The 16,216-nt window shown below is 63.0% G+C and carries 15 protein-coding genes; 10 read left to right on the forward strand and 5 right to left on the reverse strand.

What is annotated here, in order from left to right; all coding sequences use genetic code 11:
* Nucleotides 1-7 precede the first annotated feature (7 nt).
* The 3 genes from FHE74_RS08440 to FHE74_RS08450 all read left to right on the forward strand — a co-directional run bounded on the left by FHE74_RS08440 (nt 8) and on the right by FHE74_RS08450 (nt 5,378).
* The gene (locus FHE74_RS08440; protein WP_139466072.1) at nt 8-1,459 is read left to right on the forward strand and encodes a DHA2 family efflux MFS transporter permease subunit; all 1,452 of its coding nucleotides are present in this window, start codon (nt 8-10) and stop codon (nt 1,457-1,459) included.
* Nucleotides 1,460-1,515: 56 nt separating this feature from the next.
* Nucleotides 1,516-2,511 carry an esterase/lipase family protein gene (locus FHE74_RS08445; RefSeq protein ID WP_139466073.1) on the forward strand — a complete coding sequence of 332 codons (996 nt, stop codon included), beginning with the start codon at nt 1,516-1,518 and terminating at the stop codon, nt 2,509-2,511.
* Between the two features lie 146 nt (nt 2,512-2,657).
* Entirely contained in the window at nt 2,658-5,378 is a 2,721-nt protein-coding gene (locus tag FHE74_RS08450; protein WP_139466074.1) for an ATP-dependent Clp protease ATP-binding subunit, read from the forward strand.
* Between the two features lie 55 nt (nt 5,379-5,433).
* On the opposite strand, the gene FHE74_RS08455 is transcribed toward FHE74_RS08450, so the two are convergent.
* On the reverse strand, nt 5,434-6,783 hold the full coding sequence (locus FHE74_RS08455; RefSeq protein WP_139466075.1) for a lipase family protein: 1,350 nt from the start codon (nt 6,781-6,783) through the stop codon (nt 5,434-5,436).
* A gap of 47 nt (nt 6,784-6,830) precedes the next feature.
* Between FHE74_RS08455 and FHE74_RS08460 the strand changes: the two genes are divergently transcribed.
* A complete protein-coding gene (locus FHE74_RS08460; RefSeq protein WP_139466076.1) occupies nt 6,831-7,001 on the forward strand; it encodes a DUF4236 domain-containing protein in 171 nt (56 codons plus the stop codon).
* Here FHE74_RS08460 and FHE74_RS08465 read toward each other — a convergent pair.
* The gene (locus tag FHE74_RS08465) at nt 6,998-7,882 is read right to left on the reverse strand and encodes an HhH-GPD family protein (protein WP_139466077.1); all 885 of its coding nucleotides are present in this window, start codon (nt 7,880-7,882) and stop codon (nt 6,998-7,000) included. The two genes, FHE74_RS08460 and FHE74_RS08465, sit on opposite strands and share 4 nt — an antisense overlap.
* 21 nt (nt 7,883-7,903) lie before the next feature.
* Between FHE74_RS08465 and FHE74_RS08470 the strand changes: the two genes are divergently transcribed.
* From FHE74_RS08470 to FHE74_RS08480, 3 genes are all read left to right on the forward strand, one after another.
* Nucleotides 7,904-8,539, forward strand: coding sequence for a carbonic anhydrase (locus FHE74_RS08470; protein WP_139466078.1), 636 nt, complete (start codon nt 7,904-7,906; stop codon nt 8,537-8,539).
* A 36-nt stretch (nt 8,540-8,575) separates the two neighbouring features.
* Nucleotides 8,576-9,268, forward strand: a complete 693-nt coding sequence (locus FHE74_RS08475) for a twin transmembrane helix small protein (RefSeq protein ID WP_139466079.1) — start codon at nt 8,576-8,578, stop codon at nt 9,266-9,268.
* A 98-nt stretch (nt 9,269-9,366) separates the two neighbouring features.
* Nucleotides 9,367-11,421, forward strand: coding sequence for a LamG-like jellyroll fold domain-containing protein (locus tag FHE74_RS08480; RefSeq protein WP_139466080.1), 2,055 nt, complete (start codon nt 9,367-9,369; stop codon nt 11,419-11,421).
* Here FHE74_RS08480 and radA read toward each other — a convergent pair.
* Nucleotides 11,418-12,815 carry a DNA repair protein RadA gene (gene radA, locus FHE74_RS08485; RefSeq protein ID WP_139466081.1) on the reverse strand — a complete coding sequence of 466 codons (1,398 nt, stop codon included), beginning with the start codon at nt 12,813-12,815 and terminating at the stop codon, nt 11,418-11,420. The genes FHE74_RS08480 and radA overlap by 4 nt on opposite strands.
* A gap of 115 nt (nt 12,816-12,930) precedes the next feature.
* A complete protein-coding gene (locus tag FHE74_RS08490) occupies nt 12,931-13,530 on the reverse strand; it encodes a hypothetical protein (RefSeq protein ID WP_139466082.1) in 600 nt (199 codons plus the stop codon).
* A gap of 228 nt (nt 13,531-13,758) precedes the next feature.
* Between FHE74_RS08490 and FHE74_RS08495 the strand changes: the two genes are divergently transcribed.
* Genes FHE74_RS08495 through ispF form a run of 3 tightly spaced genes read left to right on the forward strand, consistent with a single transcriptional unit; the run spans nt 13,759 to nt 15,532 of the window.
* Nucleotides 13,759-14,340, forward strand: a complete 582-nt coding sequence (locus tag FHE74_RS08495; protein WP_139466142.1) for a CarD family transcriptional regulator — start codon at nt 13,759-13,761, stop codon at nt 14,338-14,340.
* An 8-nt stretch (nt 14,341-14,348) separates the two neighbouring features.
* Entirely contained in the window at nt 14,349-15,050 is a 702-nt protein-coding gene (ispD, locus tag FHE74_RS08500; protein WP_139466083.1) for a 2-C-methyl-D-erythritol 4-phosphate cytidylyltransferase, read from the forward strand.
* Nucleotides 15,047-15,532, forward strand: coding sequence for a 2-C-methyl-D-erythritol 2,4-cyclodiphosphate synthase (gene ispF, locus FHE74_RS08505; protein ID WP_139466084.1), 486 nt, complete (start codon nt 15,047-15,049; stop codon nt 15,530-15,532). Before ispD ends, ispF begins: the two co-directional genes overlap by 4 nt.
* Here the strand turns inward: ispF and FHE74_RS08510 are convergent.
* Entirely contained in the window at nt 15,507-16,214 is a 708-nt protein-coding gene (locus FHE74_RS08510) for an N-acetylmannosamine-6-phosphate 2-epimerase (RefSeq protein WP_139466085.1), read from the reverse strand. The genes ispF and FHE74_RS08510 overlap by 26 nt on opposite strands.
* Nucleotides 16,215-16,216: the final 2 nt, after the last annotated feature.

The following is a 16,216-nucleotide window of genomic DNA, read 5'->3' on the forward strand; positions in this document are numbered from 1 at the left end:
GTTTTTCATGGCTGAGCACACGCAGCACACCATTCCAAGGCGCAGCATCGTGGCGATCATGGCGGTGCTGGTGCTCGCAGCCACCGTGATGGTTCTCAACGAGACAACCCTCGCGGTGGCGCTGCCGGCGATCATGGCCGATTTTGGGGTCAGCGCCGATGTAGTGCAGTGGCTGCTCACCGGCTTCATGCTCACGATGGCCGTGGTCATCCCCACGACCGGCTACCTGATTCAGCGCCTGAGTACTCGCGCGATCTTCTTCGCGGCGATGACGCTCTTTACGCTCGGATCGATCTTGGGTGCCACTGCGCCGGTTTTCGGGATGCTTTTGTTGGCCCGTGTGGTGCAGGCAGCCGGCACGGCGATCATGATTCCGCTGCTTATGACGACCACCTTGACCATCATTCCCGTCGAAAAGCGCGGCACCGTGATGGGGTTGATCTCGGTGGTCATCTCCGTCGCGCCGGCGCTGGGCCCCACGCTGTCGGGGATGGTTCTGGAGCATTACACCTGGCACCACCTCTTCTGGCTCATGGTGCCCATCGCCCTGCTCACCCTCGTCTTTTCCTTCTTCGCGCTCATCAACGTGGGCGAGACCCGCAGCATCCCGCTTGATGTGGTGTCGGTGCTGTTGTCAGTGGTGGCGTTCGGCGCGCTCGTCTATGGCTTGTCCACGATTGGATCGCTTCTCGACGCCTCATCTCACCTGCCAGCCATCGCCCTCGTGGTGGGTGTGCTGACCTTGGCGGTCTTTGTTACCCGGCAGCTCTCGCTGGCGCGGCGCGAGAGGGCTCTGCTGGACCTGTCCGCGTTTACCGTGAAGACCTTTAGCTGGTCGGTGGTAGCCGTTGTGGCTGGAATGGCCGTCATGCTGGGAACCGTGAGCATTCTGCCGATTTACCTGCAGGGAGCATTGGGGGCCTCTGCGCTGGCCACCGGCCTGGTGTTGCTTCCGGGTGGTCTGATCATGGGAGCGATCTCCCCACTGATCGGGCGCATTTATGACTCGGTTGGGCCGCGTCCGCTGACCATTCCCGGATCGGTGCTCATGCTGATCACCCAGTTCTGGATGGCTTTTACCTTCACCGAGCACACGCCGCTGTGGCAGGTCGTGCTGGTGGTCATCGTGTTCAACGTGGGCATGGCCATGGTGATGACCCCGCTAATGACCGTTTCCCTATCTGCGTTGCCCATGAAGTTGTACTCGCATGGCTCGGCGATCATGAGCACGCTCCAGCAGCTCGGCGGTGCGGCTGGCACGGCGCTGTTCGTGGCCGCCCTGACAGTGGGCCAGCGTTCTGTGGTTGAGCGGGGCCCGGCTGCTGCCACCGCGGAAGGCGTTACCGGTGCGTATTTCCTGGGTGGGCTGTTGGCGCTGGTGATCGTGGTGGCCTGCGTATTTGTGGCTGGGCAGCGGGCGCAGGTGCACGAGGTGAAAGAGGAGCCCGCGGGTATTTAGCCTTTTTGCACGTTGAAGTCAGCTTTTTGGCAGAACCGAACAGTTAATGTTTACGTGTGAAAAAGTCGACATTATTCTCTCGTGCTGCGCGTTACACCCTGGCAGCCAGCACCGCTTTGCTTATGGCCGGTTCCGCAGCAGGAACAGCTAACGCTCAGGAAAGTAGCGGATCGTCCTCCGCTCTCAAGCCTCTTGACTTCCCAGCAATCGCGGGATCGCCGGTGAACGACACCACCTGCCAAGTGAAAGAGGGGCAGAGCCCCGTCCTCTTCCTGCACGGAACCGGTGCGGATGCAAACCACTTCAAGGACGCCTACCAGGTTCTCGCCGCCGAAGGATACTGCACCTTTACCGTGAATTACGGCGGAGCCCCGGGCCGTATCGCGTATGGATGGGCAGATCTGGATGCCTCCGCGCAGCAGGTCGCTGAAGCAGTCGACCACGTCAAGGACGTCACGGGTGCGCCGAAGGTCACCTTGGTCGGGCACTCCCAAGGTGGAACCTTGACCAAGAAGTACATTCAGCAACTAGGGGGAGCAGGCAACGTCGATCGCGTTGTCAGCCTGGGAGCGACGTATCGAGGCACCGACGTTAACGGCGGGATTCTGCGCGAGGTGTTCGATACCTGGCCCGCCTTCTGGGACACCCTCGTATCGCCCGCATCGTTTCAGCAGGTGCGTAGCCAGGGCGTCGTCAAGCCCCAGATTTCCGAGCTCATGGAGCACCCCGATGCTGCGCCGGGAATCGTGTACACCGCTGTTTACACTCCGAAAGACACGACCGCGACCTCGACCTTTGCCACTGACTCGCCGTACGGCAAGAACGACACGAGCGTCGTCCACGGTGGCGAGCCGGGATACGTGGTCAACGTCAACGCCGATGAGGCCTGCGGATATGCGCCGATCGGGCGTGCACACGACTCCCTGCCGTGGAATCCGGTCACCGTGCAGTTGATCAAGTGGGGTGTGCAGCGCGACATTTCCGAGACGACGCCGCAATGTGGTGCCGCAGGGGGAGCTTCCTCGGGGTCGAGCTCTTCCTCTGTTCGCTAGCGGCGTACATGCCTGTGGCCTGGGAAAACGCCTGATAATTGGCACTGGTGTCCACAGAGTGCAAATAGAATGCGCACCCGCGGCGTTAGAGTAGGTGAACGTCTAAAAATGATCGCGCTGTGCGCATTAAGGGAGATTAGTTAGTCATGTTCGAGAGGTTTACGGACCGAGCTCGTCGTGTCATCGTCCTGGCCCAGGAGGAAGCACGGCTGCTGAATCACAATTACATCGGCACCGAGCACATCCTGCTTGGTCTTATCCACGAGGGCGAAGGTGTTGCCGCCAAGGCGCTGGAGTCCATGGGCATCAACCTGGATGATGTGCGTCGCGAGGTCGAGGAGATCATCGGCCGCGGTAACCAGCCGCACTCCGGGCACATCCCGTTTACCCCGCGCGCCAAGAAGGTGCTGGAGCTCGCCCTGCGCGAGGGCCTACAGATGGGCCACAAGTACATCGGTACCGAGTTCCTGCTGCTTGGCCTCATCCGCGAGGGTGAGGGCGTGGCCGCTCAGGTGCTGATCAAGCTGGGCGCTGACCTGCCGCGCGTGCGCCAGCAGGTTATCCAGCTGCTTTCTGGTTACGAGGGTGGCCAGGGTTCCAACCCTGAGCAGGATTCCTCGGACGGCCGCGGCCCCGTGGGCGCGGGTGCTGGTGCTGGCCGGGGCAACGGCCCCGCTGGCGGTGGCGGAGACCGCTCCAACTCGCTCGTGCTGGACCAGTTCGGCCGTAACCTCACGCAGGCTGCCAAGGACGGCAAGCTGGATCCGGTCGTCGGCCGTGAGAAGGAGGTTGAGCGCATCATGCAGGTGCTCAGCCGCCGTACCAAGAACAACCCGGTGCTCATCGGCGAGCCCGGCGTGGGTAAGACTGCCGTGGTCGAGGGCCTGGCCCTGGACATCGTTAACGGCAAGGTTCCGGAGACACTCAAGGACAAGCAGCTGTACTCGCTGGACCTGGGGTCCCTGGTGGCGGGTTCGCGCTACCGTGGTGACTTCGAGGAGCGCCTGAAGAAGGTGCTCAAGGAGATCAACCAGCGTGGCGACATCATCCTGTTCATCGATGAGATCCACACCCTGGTCGGTGCCGGCGCCGCTGAGGGCGCCATCGACGCGGCCAGCCTGCTCAAGCCCAAGTTGGCCCGCGGCGAGCTGCAGACTATCGGTGCGACCACCCTGGATGAGTACCGCAAGCACATCGAGAAGGACGCCGCCCTCGAGCGTCGCTTCCAGCCGGTGCAGGTGGATGAGCCCAGCGTGGAAAACACCGTGCTCATCCTCAAGGGCCTGCGCGACCGCTACGAGGCGCACCACCGCGTCTCCTACACGGACAGCGCCCTGACCGCGGCGGCCAACCTCTCGGATCGCTACATCAACGATCGCTTCCTGCCGGACAAGGCCGTCGACCTGCTCGACGAGGCCGGCGCCCGCATGCGCATCAAGCGCATGACCGCCCCGGATTCCATCCGCGAGGTCGATGAGCGCATCGCTGACGTGCGCCGCGAGAAGGAAGCCGCCATCGACGCCCAGGACTTTGAAAAGGCCGCTGGCCTACGCGATCAGGAGCGCAAGCTGGGCGAGGAGCGCGCCGAGAAGGAGCAGCAGTGGCGCGCCGGCGAGCTCGAGGACATCGCCGAGGTCGGCGAGGAGCAGATCGCTGAGGTGCTGGCGCACTGGACCGGCATCCCGGTGTTCAAGCTCACCGAGAAGGAGTCCTCGCGCCTGCTGCACATGGAGGACGAGCTGCACAAGCGCATCATCGGCCAGGACGACGCCGTCAAGGCCGTCTCCCGCGCTATTCGACGCACGCGTGCCGGCCTCAAGGACCCCAAGCGCCCGTCCGGTTCCTTCATCTTCGCCGGTCCGTCCGGTGTGGGTAAGACGGAGCTGTCCAAGGCGCTGGCTGAGTTCCTGTTCGGCGAGGAAGACGCCCTGATCCAGATCGACATGGGTGAGTTCCACGACCGCTTCACCGCCTCGCGCCTGTTCGGTGCCCCTCCGGGATACGTCGGCTACGAGGAGGGCGGCCAGCTCACCGAGAAGGTGCGTCGCAAGCCGTTCTCTGTGGTGCTTTTCGACGAGATCGAGAAGGCTCATAAGGAGATCTACAACACCTTGCTCCAGGTCCTCGAGGAAGGCCGCCTGACCGATGGCCAGGGTCGCATCGTCGACTTTAAGAACACGGTGCTGATCTTCACGTCCAACCTGGGTACGCAGGACATTTCCAAGGCCGTGGGCATGGGCTTCACCAGCTCCAACGAGACCGACGCGGATGCTCGCTACGAGCGCATGAAGTCCAAGGTCAACGACGAGCTGAAGAAGCACTTCCGCCCCGAGTTCCTGAACCGTATCGACGAGGTTGTGGTCTTCTCCCAGCTCAGCCAGGCCGAGATCGTGGAGATGGTCGAGCTGCTCATCTCGCGTACCGACAAAGCCCTGGCCGATCAGGACATGGGCATCGAGCTCTCCGAGAAGGCCAAGAACCTTCTGGCCAAGCGCGGTTTCGACCCGGTCTTGGGTGCTCGCCCGCTGCGTCGCACCATCCAGCGTGAGATCGAGGACGCGATGAGCGAGAAGATCCTCTACGGCGAGCTCGGTGCCGGCGAGATCATCTCGGTGGACGTTGAAGGCTGGGACGGCGAGTCCAAGGACACCGACAAGGCCACCTTCACCTTCACCCCGCGCCCGAAGCCGCTGCCGGAGGGAACCTTCGAGGAGGACGAGCCTGCAGAGGAGTCCGTCCGCGAGGTAGATGCTCCCGATGTGATCACGCCCGACGTCGAGCCGACCACCCCGGCACCGGAGCTTGACGACGAGCGTCGCGACGACCCGCCCGCATCTGCAGGTGGCGCCGAGCCACAGCCGAGCTAATAGGTAAAAACAAAACGGCCTCCCTGCGGGGAGGCCGTTTCCGTGCGCGACGAAACTAGCAGGAGTGCTGCATCGGGACGTCGTTAAAGCGATCGTTCAGGAAGGCAAAGGAGGCCGGGGCGTCGGTGAACATTCCCACCGCGTGGTCGACTGCGTAGGGTTGGCTGCTGGTCAGCGAATCGAGCCCGTTGTTGTAGTAGAAGACTTTGCCGCCGAGGGAGCAATAGTCCTTGGCGAGTTGTTCCACCTGGAAGTTGGGGATGATGTCGTCAGCCTTGGAGCTGGAGATCATGACGGGAGCCACCGGAGCGTGCTGGCCCAGGTTCTCGCGGGAGAGGTAGGAATGTAGCAGCTCGCTATTGGCGGCTTCCTCCGCCATGGACTTGCCACTATTGGTTAGGGTGCGCGAGTCCATCAGACCCCACTTCTTGGCAGCATCGCTGATACAGCTGTTGGCGGAGTCTTCGATGAAGCGCTTGCCCTTCTCGTTGAAGATCCTGTCAATCTCGGCGTTCAACTCGGGGTAGCGGGCTGGGTATCCCACCAAGGAGATTCCCAGGACGCCGATGATGGAGGAACCGTCGACAGCCTTAATCACCTCCGGGAGGTTGGCTGGCGGTGCACCGGAGTACACGCCCTTGACGTTTAGATCAGGGGCATAAGAGGCGGCCCGCTCGGCCGCTGCTGCCACCGAGCCTCCGCCTTGGGAGTAACCCCAGAATCCCACCGGTGAATCGGGGGCAGAGCCAGATGCTTGAAGCCCGGCACGAGCAGCGTCGAGAACAGCGTTGCCTTCCTCGGTGTGCAGCACGTAGGTGTGTGGACCCGGGGTCCCCAGGCCGATGTAGTCGGTGACCACTACCCGCATGCCGGCGGATGCTGCGGCATATGCGAAGGGAATCTCGTAGTTGGCGTTGAGATTGCCCGAACCTGCGTCGAGCGAGAGTGCTTGGTATGCCGAGCGCGAAGGAGCACACGCATCGGCGCCACCGCGGGTGCCCGGGGCCATCACAACGGTGGGGCGGGGGCCGGATCCCCTCCAGGGGGCGGTGGGCTCAAGCAGGAGGCCAGATACCGGCACGATATCCCCGTGCACAGTTGAGGAGGTGTACAAGATCTTCGTGGCGCTCGCCAGGAGCGGGCCGATGTGCTCAGTGGGCTGAGTCCGGATGATCTGACCAGCGGTAGCGGGCAGCTCGGCAGGCGGATCGTAGAAGGGGTCGGAAGCATCGAAGCTGGAAGGCGAAGGAATGCCGGAGTCCTTGATGGCGGATGAGCCGGCGTCGATAAGCGAGGAACCTGCCTGGAGCTCCGGGGAGTTGTGCGGATTGAAGCTCGAAGCGTGAGCTAGGGGAGTACTAAGGCAAAGGAGGGCCGAGAAAGCAGCCGTGGCGATTTTCTTCATAGTTTTGAAAGACTAACATCTATGGGGTGCCACTATACTGGGCAACCATGGGTATTTATTTCAGGAAGCGCAAGAAGGTGGGCAAGAACAGCTGGCTCAACCTCTCCGGGTCCGGGGCGTCGGCCTCCACCAAGGTGGGGCCTGTGACCTTCAACTCCCGCGGTGGAATGTGGGTCAACCTGCCCGGCGGGCTGAACTTCCGGGGGCGTTGGCGCTAGCTCGGGAGGCTGAAACGGCCGTCGGCAAGCTGGTCGGCGAGGCCGTCCTCCACCAGCGAAAACAGGGCACGGGAACGCTGCGCGGCATCCGGCCACACCTCGTCGATTACCGACTTCTCCACGGGAGAATCGCTGGCGCGCAGCACGGCCATAATCTTTCCGCGCACCTGCCGATCGGTACCGGCAAACTTTTGCACCCGCTTCTTGGCTGCTGACGCCTCTTCATCGCTGGGCGCGGGACAGCCAGCCTGCTGCCAGGCGCAGTGGGCACGAATTGGGCATGCCTCGCAGCGCGGAGTGCGCGCCACGCACACGAGCGCCCCCAACTCCATAAGAGCCGCGGAAAAGCGCGGTCCCGAACCGTCCTCCGGAAGCAACGCCTCTACCTCAACCAGGTCCGAGCGCTTAGCCGTGCCCTGCAGAAACTTCCCGTGCACCGCGCGGTAGAGAACCCGGCGCACGTTAGTATCCACCACCGGCACGTTGCGATGGAAGGCAAAACACGCCACAGCTCGTGCCGTGTATTCCCCGATCCCCGGCAGCGCCAGAAGCTCATCTACGGCACTGGGTACCTCACCCGCATGCCTATCGACGATCGCCTTCGCGCACTCGTGCAAGCGCAGCGCTCGCCGCGGATACCCCAAGGTCCCCCAGGCCCGCAGAATCTCGCTCGGGCTCTCCTGTGCGAAGGCTGCGGGATCAGGCCAGCGTTGCATCCACTCCTGCCAGATCGGCTCCACCCGGGCCACCGGGGTCTGCTGGCTCATGACCTCCGAGAGGAGGATGCCCCAGGCACTGGTGTGCTCGTTGCGCCAGGCCAATGGGCGTTCGGCGGCATCGAACCAGGTCAATAGCGGAGAAGCAAATGAGGCGGTAGGCACAATCGCGCTAGTGTAGTCCCCATGACGCAGACCCTGCCCACTCCCGCCCAAGCCTGGAACCGCCTACTCGAAGGAAACCAGCGCTTCGCCGCTGGTGAGTCCGGACAAGCGCGTACCGATCAGGCCCGCCGTCTCCACCTACGAGAAAAGCAGAACCCTATCGCGGTCGTACTGGCGTGCTCTGACTCCCGAGTGCCCGTTGAGCTGGTGTTTGATGCCGGGCTTGGCGACGTCTTTGTCGTCCGAACCGCCGGAGAAATCCTGGACGAGGCCGTCATGGGGTCGGTGTCTTTTGGCGTCAACAGCTTGAATGTGCCGCTGGTGATCGTGCTGGGCCACCAGGGTTGCGGTGCTGTGGGCGCTACCGTTTCTGCGCTCGACGGCGGGACCATACCCAACGATCACCAGCGTGCGTTGGTGGAGAAGGTGGCGACCTCCGTGTTGGCAGCCCGCCAGGAGGGTAAGACATCGACGTTTGAATACGAGCGTCGTCACGCGGCCGAGACTGCCAGCCAACTGATCCAGCGCATGCCCAAGCTGGCCAGCAAGGTGGCAGAGGGCAGTGTGGCCGTTGTTGCCGCGCGCTACATTTTGGAAAGCGGCGAGGTGGAGTTTGTTGCCTCCCACGGCCCGCGCCTGGACACGCCCGAAAAATAGGACCTGGCGAGGCAGCGAGCACGTAAAATTGCCGGCGTGACCTATCGCAACTCCACACCACAGCGCCTGCCCGAGAAGTACTACCAGCGTCGGCGGATCGCCGCCGTCGTAGCCCTGCTCGCGGTCATCGCCCTCTTGGTGTGGGGGTTGTCTGCCTTCGCGCGCTCCGGGTCGGGGGATCAGCAGGCCGCGGAGTCGAGCGCGCCTGCTCCTACCTCGGTGGGAGGCCCTGTTCCGGGCTCCTCCGAATCGGAAAAGCCGAGCGAGGAGAAAGCCACAGAGTCGTCGAAGGAATCAACGACCGAGTCTACGGAGCCAAAGGCCGAGGACAAGAAGAAGTCGTGCTCCCTGAGCGACCTGGAGATCAGCGCGCACACTGACCAGGCCACCTACGCTCCGGATACCCAGCCGACGTTCTACATGACGGTGAAGAACCCGACCTCCAGCGATTGCGAAATCGACCTGGACAAGGACGTCCTGCGCTTCGAGGTCTACAACCTGGCCACCAACAAGCGCGTGTGGTCCGACGTGGACTGCTACGACCCGGTACAGACGGGCAAGGAGACCTTCGAGGCTGGTAAGGAGCGTTACTTCGAGGCCGCATGGTCGCGCACCGCGAGCGCGCCGGGTGCTTGCTCTAACCGGCCCGCAGTAGAGCCGGGCGGGTACTTCCTCCACGCCGTGGTGGGTGACAACCCGTCGCAGCCACAAACGTTCAATCTGCGCTAACGCGACGTTTACATCAGGGGAACCGAGGCGACACGAAAAGGAAGTACATTTCGCGGCGTTAACATCCTGAAAACTCAATTGAAGGACTCCGCCACGTCATGTCTTCTCGTCGTCTTTTGCGTGCCTTGCTAGCGGTTGCCAGTGCTGGAGCTACCTCGATGGTGGTTCCGGTAGCGTCCGCCGAAAATGCTGAGCTTGCCTCCCGATTTACCCTGGGGGTACTGCCTGACACACAGTTCTATTCGCGGTATGCCACCCCGGAAACGGGTGACCTATTCCAGAAGCGCTACGGTTCGCGCCCTTACGAGACGCAGACTGCATGGCTCGTCGAAAATTCTGACGATCTCAACATGCCCTTCGTGACCCACCTGGGAGACGTAGTAGACCAGCCGAATATTCCGGGGGAGTGGGCGGTAGCTGACGAAGCGATGAAGGTGCTGGAGGAGGCAGGCCTCAACTACTCCATCCTGCCCGGTAATCACGACCTCTACTCCGATACCCCTGAGTCGGAATATTCCACTACGTTCCCGGTGTCTCGGGCCCAGCAGAACGAGACATTTCAGGAGCGCTTCGAGAAGCTTGATGCGGAATCCGAGTACCACATCTTCGAGGCCGAAGGACAAAAGTTCCTGGTCCTAGCGCTGGGCTGGCGGGCCCCGCAGGAGGCGCTCGACTGGGCGCAGAGCGTGATCGACAAGCACCCGGACCTGCCGGTCATTCTCACCAGCCATGAGATTCTCAACATCGACGGCGATGGGGAGGTCTTCCTGTCAGAGGACTATGGCCAGCACCTGTGGGACGACTTTATCTCGCACAACGACCAGATCTTCCTGACCATCGGTGGACATCACCATGGTGCGGGACACCTGGTGATGCAGAACGATTATGGCCACGACGTCATCAACGTCTTGCAGGATTACCAAATGGCCTATCAAGGCGGAAACGGTCTTCTGGGGCTTATCCAGTTCGATCTCACCAATGGCAAAGTGGATATGACCGCCCTGTCACCGTGGGTTTCGCGCAAGCCTCAGGAGACGCTGAACCAGTTCGACCATGTTCTCCTGGAAGGCGCCGACTCCTGGTCGGTGGACATGGACTTTGCGCACCGTTTCGCTGATTTCGCGCCGCACTTCGCGGCGGGTGAGGCAGACGATCCTGACTACGCCGCTCGCGCTCGGGAAATTGTGACCAAGGGGTATCAGGAACCGCAGATCGATCCCGGTCAACTTCCTCAGAATGATCAAGATTATCCCGTGGTCGAGGGGACGGTTGCGCACTGGCGTCCGGGGCAGGTCACCGCAGATGGAAAGAAGCTTGGCGACGGCGAAGCCGTGCCAGAAGGTGCAGTCATCCCGGATGTATCCGGGAACGGAAACGACATGAAGCGTGCCCCGTTGTCTACCCGCGGCTCAGTCGGCGCCCAACTCGAAGATGTCACCGCCTCCAGCGATAAGCACGAGCTGTCCTCGGATACCGGCTCCCTTGTGTGGGCCAACAAAAACGAGAACGACAAGGGGCTGAGCTGGTTCGAAACTGCAGCAGACGCTGCTGCAAACTCGGAAACGTTCGAAGATGGCTACACCTTTGAAACCTTCGTCAAGATTTCCGACGATTTTGACGGCGACAATCACTGGATGGGGGCTATTGCTCGCGAAGGGGAGCGCGGCGACGTGGTTGAGGGAATCGATGAGGGGCAAGAACCCCCGGCGGTCCTGGCGGTTTCAAGCCTGCGCGAGCTGCAATGGTCTGCTGTGGCAACGAGCGGGGATACCGCGGGTACCTCGAACTGGTCGCACGAGGTTCCCAAGGATGAGTGGCTGCACGTGGCCATTGTGAACAACCCGGAGACGAACACAGTCGAAATGTTTGTCAATGGTGCACCGATTCTGCGAGATGTGATCGATTCACGTGGCTTGGCCAGCGCAGATGCTCCGTGGTTGATGGGTGCTGCGATGTGGGATGGCGATCCTACAAATCCGTGGAACGGCGCGATCGGAGAAACTCGCATTACGCACGGGGCATTGCCAAAGGAAAAATGGCTGAGTGCCCGCGTGCATGAGGATGCTCAGCCGCAGCCAGGCGTATCGAGTCATCTGTCATCGCAGTCATCTTCGTCGTTGCTCTCCTCGGGCAGTAGTGGCAGCAGCAACTAACGCAGCGCGGCAATCGCCTCCGAGAGGGTGCCCACCTGCGTCACGCGCATACCTTCGAGGGTGATTTTTTCGCCGGCAGGCACAATTGCGCGTTCGTATCCGAGCCGGCGGGCCTTCTGAAGGCGACGGGCGAGGTTAGGTACCCGGCGCAGCTCACCAGCCAGCCCCACCTCGCCGATGACCACGGTTTTGGGTGGAAGCGGGCTCTCGTGCAGGCTCGAATACGTCGCCAGCGCCACCGCCAGATCTGTGGCGGGTTCGGCGATGCGCATGCCGCCGACCGTCGCAACGTAAGCATCTTTCTCATTGGTGCGCTGGCCAGCACGGGCCTGCAGGACAGCCAGCACCATGGGAACTCGGTTCGCATCGAGTCCGGTGACCACGCGCCGGGGATTCTTCGCCACCGGGTCGACAGTGAGCGCCTGCACCTCAGCCAGGATCGGACGAACTCCGTCCATGGCCACGGTTACGGCAGAGCCGTCAGGGGTGCGCCCGCGGTGGGAAAGAAATAGCCCGGAGGGATCGGCGACCTCGCGGATGCCCTCGGCAGTCTGCTCGAGGCACCCCACCTCGTCGGTGGCACCGAATCGGTTCTTGATTCCCCGCAACATGCGCAGGCTGGACTGCTTGTCGCCCTCGAAGTTGAGCACGACGTCCACCAGGTGCTCCAGCACACGGGGGCCGGCCACGTTGCCGTCCTTGGTCACGTGGCCCACCAGCAAGACCGGTATGCCTGAGGTCTTGGCCAAGGTAGTCAGCGCGGCTGTCACTGCGCGAGACTGGGCCACACCACCGGCAACCCCCTCGACGCCACTGGCGTGCATGGTCTGCACAGAGTCAACGATGAGCAGAGAGGGTTTGAGCTGCTCCACGTGGCCGAAAACCACGTCCAGGTTGGACTCGGCGGCCAGGTAGAGCGTGTCCTGGAGTGCGTCGGTACGCTGCGCCCGAGCTCGCACCTGTCCAGCGGATTCTTCCGCGGTGACATACAGGGCGGTGCGGGGCTTTCCGGCGGCATCGGTCTGTTGAGCCCAACGGGAGGCCACCTCAAGCAAGAGGGTGGACTTGCCCACGCCTGGCTCGCCGGCCATCAGGGTTACTGATCCAGGGACTACGCCCGAGCCCAGAACCCTGTCGAGCTCGCCAATGCCGGAGGGCAGCGAGGTGGTTGTGGAGGCGTCGATACGCGTGATGGGCTGGGCAGGGGCGGTTGGCGTGAGCCCTTGCGGCACGGCTCCCGAAACAGCGGCTTGGGCTGCGGTGCCGGTACGTGGGGTGACGGTGGAGGACTCCAGAGTTCCCCAGCTCCCGCAGTCCGGGCAGCGACCGAGCCATTTGGGGGAGGAATAGCCGCACTCGCTGCAGGTGTGGATGCTGCGTGCCTTCTTTGCCATGGGTGATGATTCTATAAGATCTCTGGGCGCACCCGAAGACTTGGGGCGAACTAATGTTCGAACACCGGGCAAAAGGAAAGCCGCCCAGGAAAGCCCGAGCGGCGCCTAGGGAATCCTAGTGGTGGTGAGCGGTCTCGCCCTGGCCACCGGTGTAATCGCGCGGCACCTGGCCTGCCGGCAGGGTCGGGGCGGACACAGTGGCATCCACGACGATCGGCTCGCCCAGCTCAGCGAACTTGAATTCCACCGGGACGTTTCCGCCGTAGGCGAAGTTGCCGTTCTTCACGCTGGTGGCGGTGTAGTGAGTGCAATCAGCACCCTTGTCGGTCGGGTTTTCCTTGAGGTTCTCGTCAGTGTCACCGATGAGGGCGCAGCCTTCCTCGATCGGCTTAACGTCGCCCAGGTTGACCTTGTTGCCATCAACGGAAACGTCCTGGAGGGTGTAGGCCTTGCCAGAGGGATCCTGGTTGGTAGCCACGAAGTCGACTGCGGCCTCACCCGTCTTGGTGTCCACCAGAACGGTGACGTCGGTGACGCTCACGCCCTGGGCGCGGTCTCCACCATGGGCACCATCCACTGCGGAGACCTTCTGGGCGGTCTGGGAGATCTGGCCGGCAGAGCAGGCTGCCAGGGCTACCGCGGACAGTGCAGCGGCGACGGCAAATCCGCCGCGGCGCAGAGCCGACTTCTGGGACTTCACAGCTATGTCCTCCATGATTTCTAGGGAACTTCGAACTTTGACTTTAGTCCGCGCCAGCCTGCCGTACACAGTTGACCTACCCAGGTCACAATTGGGCGGGGGTAAGAACGGGGGACAACTTTCGATGAGTATGCCCTGGGGGTGCCAGGGGAACGGTGAGAAACCCGCCACGCGGCGGTGGTATCATCAGGCCCTTAAGGAGTGCAGTCGGGCCCTACTAGAGGAGTGGCTTTTTCAGTGGCGATGGATTTCAAGGTCGACGATGTAGTTGTCTACCCGCACCACGGTGCGGCGAGGATTACAGACATCGAGACTCGAGAGATGAACGGCGAGACCCTTGAGTTCCTCGTGCTCACCATCCTGCATTCGGACCTGCAGGTTCGCGTGCCCGTCAAGAACACCGAGCTGGTCGGCGTGCGTGACGTCGTAGGTGAGGAAGGCCTGCAGAAGGTCTTCTCCGTCCTGCGTGAGACCGATGTGGAGGAGGCCGGAAACTGGTCTCGCCGCTACAAGGCCAACCAGGAGCGCCTGGCCTCGGGAGACATCAACAAGGTGGCCGAGGTTGTGCGCGACCTGTGGCGTCGCGATCAGGATCGTGGCCTGTCGGCTGGTGAGAAGCGCATGCTGGGCAAGGCGCGCGCCATCCTCGTCGGTGAGCTGGCGCTGGCTGAGCCGGTCGACGAGAAGAAGGTCAAGGAATACGGCGAGCGCATCGACGAGACCATCGAGCGCCACCGCGCTGCTGGCCTGGTCAGCGAACCGGCTGCGTCCGAGCTCAACGACGACATCGACCTCGACGATCTCAGCTTTGACGACGAGGACTAATCGCGGTCATGGGTGGCGTCCTTCCCGTGGTCGCCGTGGTGGCTGCGGCGGGCCGCGGCACTCGGCTGGGCCTCGACATCCCCAAAGCTTTTGTTGAGCTGGCAGGCTCCACGCTGGTGGAGCGCTCTGTCGCGGCGTTGCGCGAATCCGGGATGGTCGACGAGACCATCGTCGTGGTCAGCGCTGACATGCAAGAACAGGCTCGCGCGCTCTTCCCTGACACCCAGGCTGTGCGCCTGGTGCAAGGCCGGGGAGAGCGAGCGGATTCCGTCATGGCAGGGCTGGAAGCCATCGACCACGACGAAGCAATCGTGTTAGTGCATGACGCTGCCCGCGCCCTGACCCCACCCGACCTGGTGCGTCGGGTGGTTCGGGAGGTTGCTGAGGGCGCTGCGGGAGCGATCCCCGTTGTCCCGGTTGCCGACACCATCAAGCAGGTTGACGGCACGCGCGTGGTGGCCACTCCAGATAGGTCCACGCTGCGGGCAGTTCAGACTCCGCAGGGCTTCCAGCTGGCAGCATTGCGCGAAGCCAACCTCAAATACTTCGGCCATCCCACGCCCGGTTTTGTGGCCACTGACGATGCCTCTCTGATGGAGTTGGCGGGGCATACTGTCCACTGCGTCGAGGGGGATGCGCGAGCGTTCAAGGTGACCACGCCGTGGGATCTCGCCCTGGCAGAGACGATCGTTCACAAGGAGCTTTCATGATCATCCCGCGCGTGGGAACGGCTTTCGACGCACATCAGATCGAGGCCGGAAAACCCTGCTGGATAGCGGGGCTACTCTTTGAAGGCGTAGACGGGTGTGAGGGGCACTCCGACGGTGACGTGGTCTCGCACGCGATTGTCGACGCCCTCCTTGCCGCCGCAAACCTCGGCGACCTGGGATCGTTCGTCGGCGTGGCGCGCTCCGAGTACGACGGGGTTTCCGGAGCTCAGCTGCTACGCGAATGCCGCGAGCTGCTGGAATCCAAGGGTTTTACCATCGGGAACGCGACGGGCCAGCTCATCGGGCAGACTCCCAAGATGGGGCCGCGCCGGGAGGAGGCAGAGCGGGTGCTCAGCGACATCCTGGGCGCACCCGTGTCCATCTCCGCGACCACCACAGACAAGCAGGGCTTTACCGGCTCCGGTCAGGGGCGCGCGGCGATCGCCTCCGCACTGGTTATTCCCCCTGCTGACGCGGGTTAGCCTCGAGGAAGCGGGCGGTAATAAAGCCCGGGTCAGTGATCGCCGTGCCGGCGATGATGGCGCTGGCACCGGTGCGGAAGCCGGCGCGCACATGCTCCGGGGTGTGGAAGCGCCCCTCGGCGATGAGGAAGGCCTCCGGCCCGATGAGTTCTCGGGCCTGGGCAAGGCACTCCAGATCGGGCCCTTCGGTCTTGGCGCGGTGCTCGGTGTAACCCGCCAGCGTGGTAGACATCAGGTCCGCCCCGTCGCGGTGCGCGGCGGCAACCTCCTCCGGAGTTGCGCAGTCTGCCATGATGAGCGCGCCCTCCTCGTGGGCTGCGGCCACCAGGTCGGCGAAGCTGGACCCATCGGGGCGGGGACGGAAGGTGGCGTCAGCGCACACCACAGCGGCACCGGCCTGCGCCACGGCTCGTACGGAAGCGACCGACGGGGTGATGTACACGCCGGTGGAGCCTTCCTTGGTCAGGCCGAACACCGGGACGTCGACAGCAGCGGCGATCGAGCGGATGTCATCGAGTCCGCCGTATCCTCCGCAGCGCACCGCTGGGGTGCCACCGTCGACCACGGCGCGGGCCACATGGGTGAGCGTGTGGGTATCGCGCATCGCGTGTCCGTCGGGGGCCTGTACAGACACGATGACGGAGCCTTGAATGCGGTTGAACAGTTGGTCGCGGGTGAGCATGT

The organism is Corynebacterium tapiri, from assembly GCF_006334925.1.
Taxonomy (GTDB): Bacteria; Actinomycetota; Actinomycetes; order Mycobacteriales; family Mycobacteriaceae; genus Corynebacterium; species Corynebacterium tapiri.

What these genes read in the sequence shown, in the direction of transcription:
- FHE74_RS08440 (WP_139466072.1), top strand. Translation starts at nt 8, where the DNA reads ATGGCTGAGCACACGCAGCACACCATTCCAAGGCGCAGCATCGTGGCG.
- FHE74_RS08450 (WP_139466074.1), top strand. Translation starts at nt 2,658, where the DNA reads ATGTTCGAGAGGTTTACGGACCGAGCTCGTCGTGTCATCGTCCTGGCC.
- FHE74_RS08455 (WP_139466075.1), bottom strand. Translation starts at nt 6,783, where the DNA reads ATGAAGAAAATCGCCACGGCTGCTTTCTCGGCCCTCCTTTGCCTTAGT.
- FHE74_RS08460 (WP_139466076.1), top strand. Translation starts at nt 6,831, where the DNA reads ATGGGTATTTATTTCAGGAAGCGCAAGAAGGTGGGCAAGAACAGCTGG.
- FHE74_RS08470 (WP_139466078.1), top strand. Translation starts at nt 7,904, where the DNA reads ATGACGCAGACCCTGCCCACTCCCGCCCAAGCCTGGAACCGCCTACTC.
- FHE74_RS08480 (WP_139466080.1), top strand. Translation starts at nt 9,367, where the DNA reads ATGTCTTCTCGTCGTCTTTTGCGTGCCTTGCTAGCGGTTGCCAGTGCT.
- radA (WP_139466081.1), bottom strand. Translation starts at nt 12,815, where the DNA reads ATGGCAAAGAAGGCACGCAGCATCCACACCTGCAGCGAGTGCGGCTAT.
- FHE74_RS08490 (WP_139466082.1), bottom strand. Translation starts at nt 13,530, where the DNA reads ATGGAGGACATAGCTGTGAAGTCCCAGAAGTCGGCTCTGCGCCGCGGC.
- FHE74_RS08495 (WP_139466142.1), top strand. Translation starts at nt 13,759, where the DNA reads ATGGATTTCAAGGTCGACGATGTAGTTGTCTACCCGCACCACGGTGCG.
- ispD (WP_139466083.1), top strand. Translation starts at nt 14,349, where the DNA reads ATGGGTGGCGTCCTTCCCGTGGTCGCCGTGGTGGCTGCGGCGGGCCGC.
- ispF (WP_139466084.1), top strand. Translation starts at nt 15,047, where the DNA reads ATGATCATCCCGCGCGTGGGAACGGCTTTCGACGCACATCAGATCGAG.
- FHE74_RS08510 (WP_139466085.1), bottom strand. Translation starts at nt 16,214, where the DNA reads ATGCTCACCCGCGACCAACTGTTCAACCGCATTCAAGGCTCCGTCATC.